The following is a 10264-nucleotide window of genomic DNA, read 5'->3' as shown; positions in this document are numbered from 1 at the left end:
TATCAAATGAACAATTACCCGCCATTATGTAGCACCTGCACAAATATAAAAGAAAAAATAGGTGCTGATACACCTATTTAAAAAAACACTGGTTTACTAACTGCTTGAAATAATCTCTTATAACCTGATATATCTCATTCTCAATGTTGGAATCTCTTGTGTCAAGATAATTTAGGAACATTCTGTATATATTCGGTTTCCCGCCGCAGCTTTCTTCATTTTTTACTTTGTGTTTAAATCGATTCAGAACAAACTTTTTAGACATAAAGTTACGATTTATGTTGTCTATATTAAAAACATCGAGTCTGTGCGTATTTTTAAGTATAGCACCCATAATAAATAAATCACTCCAATATTCTAAATCACTCTCAATCAATCGCCTATCCAATATTGGATTTAAATTACCCAAAATGTAGTTGTGCTCCTCAGCAAGCATTGGTAATAAAAATTTTTTTATACAGTTTATATAACAGTACTTCCATAGATTGTCGAAATTAACAACCAACATCGAGTTTTTATGCTTTTCTCTATATTCTTTACTTTGAAAATTGGCTTTATTTATCGAGTTTAAATCGCGAAAATTGTAGTGATATACATCTATATCCGAAAAACCTTTGTCTAAACTTGTGACAGTTTGGTGTATATAATCATTCCCCGCTTGTTCTACACCACTAAGTGAAAATTTTAAGTCGCTGCCATATATGTCAAACATAAAGTTTTTTATAAACTCATAATTCATCCCTTCGGCATTCTTTTCATAAGTAGCCATAATTATGGGGAAAGGAGTGCCCCCCGTTAAATCTTTGAAGTAATGGCTAGAGAAAATAATTGCTTTTGCTAGGCGGTAGTTAGCCCTTAGTTTTTTCATATCTCTTAGATTGTTTTTCTTGATAAGATAGGATAGTGGGTGCAGAACACAAATGTATTCTGGTTCAAGTTTGGCATATGCCTCCAAAAAAGAACGTCCCACATCCCTACATTTGATATCTTCATCTTGAATCAGTCGTTCCGCTTTTTGCTTTGTGCTATATCGCTTATTAATACTAGTTGAATCGTTATAAGGAGGATTCCCAATGATAATAACTCTGTCGTCCTTGTCTAGCCCATATTTATCACGACTTACATTTAATAATGTATTGTCATGAAGTATATTGGAGAATTTAAACAAGTCAAGTATTTCAATGGCAGTTTTGTCTACATCCGCCCCTATGATTTTACAATCATCAAATAATTCAAGAAAAGCCCCACAACCGCAGGACAGATCCATCACAGTGGTATCAAAAGTAATTCGCTCCTGTATGCTCTCTCTTAATAGTTCCACTATTTCTTTTGGGGTGTAGTATTTACCCAAATTGGCTTTTTTATCATCCGGCATGTGGCTGGAGTAGTTGTGTTTTATGTATTCTTTTACTTTATTTACATCATCAATTGTAAATTTATTGATGAAATTTAAAAGTTCTTCTCTATTAACCTTGTCCATTACCAAATGAATTTCGATCTCATTCTCGGTTGCTTGGTTGATAAACAGATATCTATTAGTGGTAATTATTTCTTTATCAAGATTGAATAAAATTTGAAAAGCGTCCGTGACATTTAGTTTAAATTTATCATTTAGAATAAAATCTAAAGCGTACTCCAAATGAGAGTCTATTTTTATTTTATGGCCTTTTTGTTTGATAAAGTCTAAAAACTGATCCCTATCTTTTTCTTTGAATACAATACACTTATCCAGTTTCACATCCTGCCAGTGTTTTTCTTTCGTTTGATTGTAGTATCGTATTGTCTCACCTGCAACTATAAAGAAGGCCTCATAGTTATCAATCTTGCCAATATCGGTTTTTCTTTCATAAATTTCTTTCACCGCCTTCTTTAAATTTGAATTTGTATCTTTATTTTTGACCTCTCCTATTAGATTTAGTTCAGTTAAAATAAAATCAGGGCCTGCGCTACCCCAGGCTTTAAACCTAACTCCGCAACTTTTAAACCAGTTCATATATTCAGAATGCAGGTGGATTTCTGGCAAGATACCATCTTCCGTTACAACTTCATTTGTACTCATAAATAACCATTAATTCAGATTTAGACTTTTGCACCCAATCACAGTTAATACCTGCAACATAAAATCAGCCCCAAAAGCGCCACGAGTGATTTTGTTGCTTAAGTTTTGAGGCGTTTCTTCAATACCAATTTCTTTGAGTTTTTCAACGACATCGGCATAACTAAGATTTCGCAGTGCAATCTCAGATTTTAAAATACCTTTGGCTTTATTTCGCCACAAGGCTTGTGTTTCTTTATTCATGGATACATACCAGAAAATCATTTAACAATTTTTTTCATTATAAACGATATTTTTATACTTGTCAAAGTTTGGTTCTTAGTATATAATCATCATATACGATATATAAAAGGATTATATTATGCCACAACACTTCCTCCTCTCTGCTGAAGCACGCAATCTATCACCGATTGCTATTGCTCGCATGAGTGAATATGAGGCAGTGATGACAATGAAGAAATTGCGTTGGGGCGCTGGTGGAGCGGTGGTATGCCCTCGTTGTGGTGAGAAGCATCAAGCCTATTTCATTAAAACACGTCATCAATGGCAGTGTAAGCACTGCAATTACCGCTTTTCAGTGACAGCGGGTACGTTATTTGCACATCACAAACTACCACTTCGTGATATTTTGTTTGCCTGTAGCTTGTATGTGAATGCAGCCAAGGGTATTTCTGCTTTACAAATTGCTCGTGACTTAAATGTACAATACAAAACTGCTTTTGTACTGCTGCATAAAATCAAAGAAGCATTAAAGGTACATAAACAGCGAGAAACGATGCAGCTGAGCGGTATTGTACACATGGACGCTACTTATGTCCATTCTAGCCAAAAACCTAAGAACAAAAAGAGTGAGCGTGTTGACAGACGCTTAAAACAACACGAAAACCCGTTAAAACGTGCGATTTTGGTTATGCGGGATAGTTTTGCCAAGCAAGATGATGAACAAAACACCAAACAAATTGGTGCAAGAAGCACCATTGCCTTTATCGCCAAATCTGAAAACAGCAAAGTTGTTAATCAGCTTGCCAACAAGCATATCACCAAAGGCAGTACCATCCATACCGATGAAAGCCCAGCTTATGACAACCTAATTTATTTTCACGACCTAAAGCGCGTCAACCACCAAAAGGAATATCGCTCTGATGCTGGTGTGACCAATAATCTGGCGGAAAGCTATTTTAGTCGCTTTAAGCGCATGTACTACGGGCAAGTTCACAAAATGAACAACGCCTACCTATATGAATATGCCAATGAAATCGCTTATCGTGAAGATACTCGCCGTCTGAGCAATGGCGTCATCTTCAATGACGTGGTGTCCAAATGCCTAACCAGTTTACCTTCCGATGATTGGCGTGGTTATTGGCAAGGCAATAAAAAGCGTGTAGAAACCCTAGCGGCTTAACAAACACCAGCAAATTCAATCCAATCCAATTAAAAAGCCAAAACAAGCCAAAACAATAAGGGGGTAATATGGCAGAATCTCATATCAACAGCGGTATTGCCAATAGAATTGATAAACTTATCAAGCACAAACAGGCGCTACACAAACAAATCCAAGAGATTGAGCAGCAAATTCACATTCTCACCCAAGCTGCTAAAATCATGGGCGAAATAGACCAACTGCCCAAATTAAGAACATCCGCTTTTAAAAATAGTATCAAAACCCTAGTAGTGCAGGTGCTAAAACAAGCAGATAAGCCATTATTAACGCATGAAATCGCAAAACAAGCACTGGTGCTAGACAGTGACGAAAACACAAGCCCAGAGCCTGATAAAAGACAGAGCAAAGCTATTTATAATGTACTAAGACCACTGGTTCAACAAGGCTTGGTTATCCAAACAGGAATAAGAAAAGGCGAAACACGCTATCAATGGGTGACAAATACCCCTCGAGAGTAGTTAAACCCATTAAAAGCAATAAGAAATCAAAGAAAAAGTAGCCAAAGAGCTGCTTTTATTGTGGTTAGTTTTGTGCAGGTGCTACATAATGGCGCAATTACCAACAAAGCTTAAAAGACAATGGCATTATCCAAAGTATGTCAAGAAAAGGTAATTGCTTGGATAATGCCGTGATAGAAAGCTTCTTTGCAACATTAAAAGAAGAAATCTTCTTTCATGGCAAAAACAATAGAAGATTTACATCAACCGATGAGCTTAGACAAGTGATTGATGAATACATTCACTACTACAATCATGATAGAATAAAAGTAAAATTAAAAGGACTGAGTCCTGTACAATACAGAACTCAGTCCTTTATTAAACCTTAACCGTTAATCTTAAACTGGTGTCTAAGAATTGGGGGTCGGTTCAAATATACGGTGTATTTTTTTGCATCATGCTTGATGCAGCTTGCTTAATATGAATTTAAGCTTATTGACGCACGCCTGTTTGGGTGCCAGCGATGCTCTTGATGGTGATGTTATTGCCATTCACCGTGATGTTTACATTGCCTTTGATTGGCAGCGTTGGGTGCGCGCCTTTGCCTTTATATTTGCCGCCGCCTTGGCTGCTGATGTCAGTCAAAACAGTCGCACCTTCGCGTTTTTTGGCTTTATCGGTCAAACCCTTGGTCATCACGCCAACATAGTTATTGCCCGACTGGCTGATGGTGATGATGGCTTTTTCTTCACCTTTTTCGCTCATTTTCCATTTACCAACGATAGGGTCGGCTGCCATTGCGCTTGCTGATACCAACAAACCTGCGCCCAATGCGATGATTTTGCTGCTAAGTTTCATAATAAACTCCTTTTTCTTGCCCGTGACTGAGACAGTCATGAAAGTGATGGCTGATATTGACTATACAAATATTAAATTTGAAAGCTTACTGGCATTATAACCAAGCTTTGGACGATTTGTAAATACTTTTTGGTAACTTTTTGTGAGTTTTTGCTGCTGATTATCAGTGCGCTGCCAAAGCTGATACGGCTTGGGAGTCGCCAGTTTTGGCTTGATAATCATGCAAAAGGATTGTCAATGCGCTCAGGCGATGGCGAGGCGCTGTGATCTTGGGCGGTGATGGGCTGCTCCAACGCCAAAATCAGTGCTTGAGCAAATTCATGCAGGGCTTTGGCTTGGGTGAGTCCGTCTTGATCTGGGCGAATAATCAGCTCGCCGTAGATCTGTATCGAATCTAGGCTATTTTCGATACACAGTCCGCCGATGTTCAGTACTTGGTTGTCGTTTTTGAAGGGGTCAATCATCATAAGTTCCATTAGGCACGATTTAAAAATTCCACCACATAGCGTACAGCACTGACAGCAAATTGTAGCCAGCTTTTGCTTTGGCTGTCCAGTAGCACGCGCTCGGCTTGGGCTTCGTTCATGGGCTGTGGCAGCGTATGGGCGATTTGGCGGATATCCTTGGATAGGGCAGGCATGGCATTGATGCCTGTGCGCTCGGCCAGCTCATCCAAGCTGATGATCTGATAACTGCCCGTACTGTCATTTGCAGAAAAATAAACGCCAGCGGCCGATAGGCTTGGGATATACACCGCCTTAAAAAAATGACTCGGCACCAGCACGCGACCACCGATGCGTTCGCTCGTGTTCCCCAAAAATGCCACGCCCGTCACCACGAACACCTCATCGTGCTGCATGGCTAGGGTGCGAGTGGCGATCTCGATATGGCGCCAGACATTGCGGTTGTGTTCGCCATTTTGGGGAGCGATGTTGGCAAGGCTAAAGCTTGCATACTGAGCATCTGGATTTGGCATATCGCCATTGGGTGCGATGTGGCCGCGGTCAAAACCTGAGCGGCGATAATCGGCAAGTTCGGCGCGTTCGCCCGCCGGTAGGCGCAGCTCAGGGCGAAAGCTGTCCGAGCGCACCAGCGTTCTGGCATCACGCACGCGTGCCTTGGTCAGATGCGAGGCAGACCACAGCGGTGTACGAGCAATGCCCGAATGCAACGTGGCAAAACCCTCAAAGCACAACGCGCGCACCATGGCGCTTAAGCGTTCGCCTTGACGACCCACCAAGGTTGGTGCTGTCTGTTCGGCAAATTGGTCGCGGCAGTCAACAAACTCATCATCAAAGCTCTGCACACTGAAGGAAATGCCTTGTTGGGCTTCATCTGCGCTAGTTTGATATAATTGGTCGCGCTCGGTGCTTTTGATCAGGGTCTGTTTGATTGTGGTGCTGACTGTGCTGCCGATCTCCTCAAGCACTTGGGGTGAGGTGGTGGCGTGTACAGGCGATGCCAAAAATATCAAACAAGCAGCGATGGCAAAGAGCTTTGAGTGGTTTTTGGGCGGCATTAGGGTGGCTGAATCTGTCATGTGGCCAGGGTAGGCAGGATGGGTCATTAAATTGGCTGTCGGTGATTGTAATTGGTGCTAAAGCTTTTTATAATGCAAAGTTTTATTTTAACAGCTTTTTGATATGACAACAACCAAAAGCGATGAGCTGATGGCAGCTTATCCAGCCTTAGATGATTTGACGAGCTTTGGCGCTCGGGTGCTTGAATGGTTTGAGCGCGAGGGCAGGCATGATTTGCCATGGCAATACCATCAGCATAGCAGCGCCGACATCTATGCCGTCTGGCTGTCTGAGATCATGCTCCAGCAGACACAGGTGGCAACGGTGCTGGGCTATTATGAACGATTTTTGCAGCGTTTTGGGACGGTGGAGGCGCTGGCATCGGCCGATTGGCAAGAGATCGCGCCTTATTGGGCGGGGCTTGGCTACTATGCACGCGCCCGAAATCTTCATGCAGGCGCCAAACAAGTGGTGGCATTTATCCATCAAAACCATCGATTTCCTCAGACCGTGGATGAATGGCAAGCCATCAAAGGTGTCGGGCGCTCGACAGCAGGCGCGATCGTGGCTATGGGCGTGCGCGGCTTTGGGGTGATCTGTGATGGTAATGTTAAGCGCGTACTGGCACGCCATCGCGGCATCACTGATGATATTACCAAGAGCGCCACCGATGCCAAGCTGTGGACGCTTGCCACTGCATTGACGCCGCGCGATCACAGCGGCAAATACGCCCAAGCAATGATGGATCTGGGCGCAACCATTTGCACGCGCACCAAGCCCAAATGCGAGCGCTGCCCTGTGTCAAAAGACTGTATTGCTTATAAAAATGGCAGCCAGCACCTATTGCCTATTAAGAAAAAAGCTGCACCCAAGCCGCATCGCCACAGTGGTGTGATCAGAGTGCATCATCAAGGACGGGATCTGTGGATTCATCGCCAAAATGGTGGCGGTATTTGGGATGGGCTGTGGTGCTTGCCGCTGCTACCGCTGGCAAGTGATGCCAAAAGTGGCCTTGATGCACAAGCATTCAAAGAGGCTGTGATGACAGCTTGGCAAACCGATGACGGTGAGGATCTCATGATGGCAGGATTCACCGAGCTGCTGCCGCTGATGACCACACCAACAGCCAGCCTACGCCATACGCTCACGCATTTTCATTGGCATCTGTATCTGCTGACTTGGGTGGTGGATGAGGCCAGTGCCCAGAATATCAATCAGATGCTCGATGCGATAGGTGTGGAATATCAATGGCATACAGGGGCAGATCTGGCCAAGCCTGTCGCAATGACAAAGCTTGTGACCGACGCCAAATCACTGCCTGCTTAGCGGAATCAAGTACATCTGTGAAATGGATGGCTTTAGGCTTGGTGGTCGGTCAGCCATCGGGCTAAAATTGGCGCCGCTGTAGCCAGTCGATGAGTTGGATTAATAGGTTGTTATCACCAAAATCCGCCACTTGTGCGCGCGCATCATCAAATAAACTGGCGGCGTATTGTTGGGCTGATTCGATGCCTAACAGTTTGACATAAGTTGATTTTTCAAGCTTTTCGTCACTGCCAGCAGGCTTGCCGAGTGTGGCAGTATCGGCGATGACATCCAGCACATCATCTTGAACTTGAAAAGCCAATCCCACCTGCTGAGCATAGATGCTAAGGCGATGCAGCTGATCACGGTCAGCGCCAGCACAGATGCCGCCCATCAGCACCGCCGCCTCAATCAGCGCGCCTGTCTTATCGCGGTGAATCGCCTCAAGCGATGCTTGATCGATGCTCTGTCCTTCTGCTTGTATATCCAGCATCTGTCCTGAGACCATTCGCCGAGCGCGCGGTGCCAGAGTTTGGCTTAAGTGCAGACTGACATCAGCTGCTGCAGCGTTCGCTTGATAAGTAGCGCCCAAAGACTCAAAAGCAATCGACAGCAGCGCATCACCAGCCAACAGCGCGACCGCCTCACCATAGACCACATGGCAAGTCGGCTGTCCGCGGCGAAGCGCATCATCATCCATACAAGGCAGATCATCATGCACCAAAGAATAGCCATGAATCAGCTCCACTGCCGCCATCGCACGATAAACCATCGCCATCTGCTCAACACCATTTGATGCAGAGGAACAGATCGTCAAAAAACTTGCCAACACCAATAATGGACGCACGCGTTTACCACCATTATACATCGCATAACGACATGCAGCATTCAATGGCTCGGGCAGGGTCGCTGCCGTCAGCACGATATCAAAGATCTTGGGCAAAGCGTCCTGCTGCCACTGCTGCAACTGCGATAAGTCGTCGATAGACAAGACAGACTGTGTCAGTAAGTGATCGGCGCTAAAAATGGACGAGGTATTCATGAGCATCATCAAAAAATTAAATCCATATCATACACCAATCTGCTGACCAAAAAACCTTTTTTTGAAAATTTTTTGTGATTAGTATCTTGACTGATCAATTCACTAACAAAGCATTGACAGCAACAATCTGTTCTATCAAACCGCCAATCTGCTCGATTTTATGAATTTTTAATGATTTTTACGAAAAATGCTTGACTTGATGAAGTTGTTTATGGTTTAATACGCCCACTTTGGCGTGATAGCTCAGTTGGTAGAGCAACGGATTGAAAATCCGTGTGTCGGCAGTTCGATCCTGCCTCTCGCCACCATATTAAAAAAGCCTTTTCGAGATATCGAGAAGGCTTTTTTGGTTGATGCATCTTAGGTCTGATGTTCGCCGATGAATTGGCTAACTTGAGCAGATAAGATTTGCCACAGCTTGTGCTGCGCTTTTAGGCTACCCCAAGCATTATGCGGCGTGTACAGTACTCTTGGGTGATTCATGATGCTCAATAAAGGATCATCTGCGGCAAAAGGCTCATCATCAAAGACATCAGAGGCATAGCCAAAGATCTGTCCAGAGTCTAAGGCGCGAACGATGCTGCCGCCATCGACGACACCGCCGCGAGCGACATTGATGATCAATGGCTTATTGTGCATTAGGGCGATGGTCTGATCATTGATTAGTCGTTCGGTGTCTTCGGTCAATGGGCAATGCAGACTGATGATGTGACTATCAGCCAGCACTGTTTCAAATGCTGTATAGCTATCATCGCGTGGCGCTTGACCGCGACGCTCTGCATAAAGCACGCTCATGCCAAAGGCTTTTGTCAACTCACCGACGCGTCGCCCGATCGCACCCGCCCCGATGATGCCCAAGGTTTGACCTGCCAAATCAAACAGCGGCTCATCGAGCAGACAAAACCGCCCATCGGCCTGCCAAGTGCCATCGGTGGCGACCTGATGATAATGTTTGGCAGCGCGCATCACGCTTAGCATCATCATCAAAGTGTGTTCAGGCACAGTATTGACAGAATAACCCGCCACATTAAACAGCTGTACGCCGGCATCTTGACAGGCTGCTTGATCGATATTATTCATCCCTGTGGCGGTCAGCTGAATCAGCTTAAGCTTAGGCAGAGCTTCGATGATTCGTCGATCTAAGATGACTTTGTTGGTGATGATGATATCAGCATCAGTGCAGCGCTCGATGATGAGATTGGCGTCATTGGCGGTGTGATCAAAGACTTGATAATCACTGACGCCATCTGGTGCAGGCAGGTTTGCTTGGCGTGAAAAAGTCGCCGCATCCAAAAATACTGCTTTCATAATCCATCCTGTTAAGATAATTTATTTACTATCAAGTGGATTATAGCAGATGAGCGGCCTGATCGCTGACATTTCTTTATTGTGATGATAAGCAAATGCGCAGGCGGCTAAGCTGGGCGGCTAAGTTGATCGCTTTATAATTTATGACAAAGGGTGAATAAGCCATTGGCAATTATTACAAATCACTGCCGTATTCGGTGATATACTGCCATTTTTTAACATCTTTATCATCCATGGCTATTTGGAATTTTGCATGGCGATCAAGTTTATTGAAATTTAGGGGCTGTACTAGATTAG

General features: G+C 43.9%; 10 protein-coding genes, 1 tRNA gene and 1 pseudogene. 5 read left to right on the top strand and 7 right to left on the bottom strand.

Annotated elements, in window-relative coordinates; translation table 11 throughout:
* Window positions 1–73: 73 nt before the first annotated feature.
* Together B0681_RS09480 and B0681_RS09475 are read right to left on the bottom strand one after the other, a co-directional pair.
* Window positions 74–2059, bottom strand: coding sequence for an Eco57I restriction-modification methylase domain-containing protein (locus tag B0681_RS09480; RefSeq protein WP_078318490.1), 1986 nt, complete (start codon window positions 2057–2059; stop codon window positions 74–76).
* Between the two features lie 9 nt (window positions 2060–2068).
* Entirely contained in the window at window positions 2069–2299 is a 231-nt protein-coding gene (locus tag B0681_RS09475) for a DUF6471 domain-containing protein (protein WP_078318489.1), read from the bottom strand.
* Between the two features lie 118 nt (window positions 2300–2417).
* On the opposite strand from B0681_RS09475, the gene B0681_RS09470 reads away from it, so the two are divergent.
* The 3 genes and pseudogenes from B0681_RS09470 to B0681_RS09460 form a co-directional block, all read left to right on the top strand.
* Window positions 2418–3458, top strand: coding sequence for an IS1595 family transposase (locus tag B0681_RS09470; protein ID WP_078318488.1), 1041 nt, complete (start codon window positions 2418–2420; stop codon window positions 3456–3458).
* Window positions 3459–3526: 68 nt separating this feature from the next.
* Entirely contained in the window at window positions 3527–3955 is a 429-nt protein-coding gene (locus B0681_RS09465; RefSeq protein WP_078318487.1) for a hypothetical protein, read from the top strand.
* A gap of 98 nt (window positions 3956–4053) precedes the next feature.
* Window positions 4054–4323 (top strand): annotated as a pseudogene (locus B0681_RS09460) (transposase); the annotation flags it as partial.
* A 103-nt stretch (window positions 4324–4426) separates the two neighbouring features.
* On the opposite strand, the gene B0681_RS09455 reads toward B0681_RS09460, so the two are convergent.
* The 3 genes from B0681_RS09455 to B0681_RS09445 form a co-directional block, all read right to left on the bottom strand.
* The gene (locus tag B0681_RS09455) at window positions 4427–4792 is read right to left on the bottom strand and encodes a DUF2147 domain-containing protein (protein WP_078318485.1); all 366 of its coding nucleotides are present in this window, start codon (window positions 4790–4792) and stop codon (window positions 4427–4429) included.
* Between the two features lie 218 nt (window positions 4793–5010).
* Window positions 5011–5256 (bottom strand): hypothetical protein, encoded by a 246-nt coding sequence (locus tag B0681_RS09450; protein ID WP_078318484.1) that lies wholly within the window; start codon window positions 5254–5256, stop codon window positions 5011–5013.
* A gap of 11 nt (window positions 5257–5267) precedes the next feature.
* Window positions 5268–6332 carry a DNA/RNA non-specific endonuclease gene (locus B0681_RS09445; RefSeq protein WP_228143899.1) on the bottom strand — a complete coding sequence of 355 codons (1065 nt, stop codon included), beginning with the start codon at window positions 6330–6332 and terminating at the stop codon, window positions 5268–5270.
* Between the two features lie 103 nt (window positions 6333–6435).
* On the opposite strand from B0681_RS09445, the gene mutY reads away from it, so the two are divergent.
* The gene (gene mutY, locus B0681_RS09440; protein ID WP_078318483.1) at window positions 6436–7638 is read left to right on the top strand and encodes an A/G-specific adenine glycosylase; all 1203 of its coding nucleotides are present in this window, start codon (window positions 6436–6438) and stop codon (window positions 7636–7638) included.
* 61 nt (window positions 7639–7699) lie between these two features.
* Here mutY and B0681_RS09435 read toward each other — a convergent pair whose 3' ends face one another.
* Window positions 7700–8659, bottom strand: coding sequence for a polyprenyl synthetase family protein (locus B0681_RS09435; protein ID WP_078318491.1), 960 nt, complete (start codon window positions 8657–8659; stop codon window positions 7700–7702).
* A gap of 232 nt (window positions 8660–8891) precedes the next feature.
* Here B0681_RS09435 and B0681_RS09430 point away from each other — a divergent pair.
* Window positions 8892–8967 (top strand) — tRNA-Phe (locus B0681_RS09430).
* A 52-nt stretch (window positions 8968–9019) separates the two neighbouring features.
* On the opposite strand, the gene B0681_RS09425 is transcribed toward B0681_RS09430, so the two are convergent.
* Window positions 9020–9967 (bottom strand): D-2-hydroxyacid dehydrogenase, encoded by a 948-nt coding sequence (locus B0681_RS09425; RefSeq protein WP_078318482.1) that lies wholly within the window; start codon window positions 9965–9967, stop codon window positions 9020–9022.
* Window positions 9968–10264 lie beyond the last annotated feature (297 nt).

It is taken from the genome of Moraxella porci DSM 25326 (assembly GCF_002014855.1).
In the GTDB taxonomy this organism is placed as follows: Bacteria; Pseudomonadota; Gammaproteobacteria; order Pseudomonadales; family Moraxellaceae; genus Moraxella; species Moraxella porci.
This window is presented reverse-complemented; position numbering and strand designations above follow the sequence as displayed.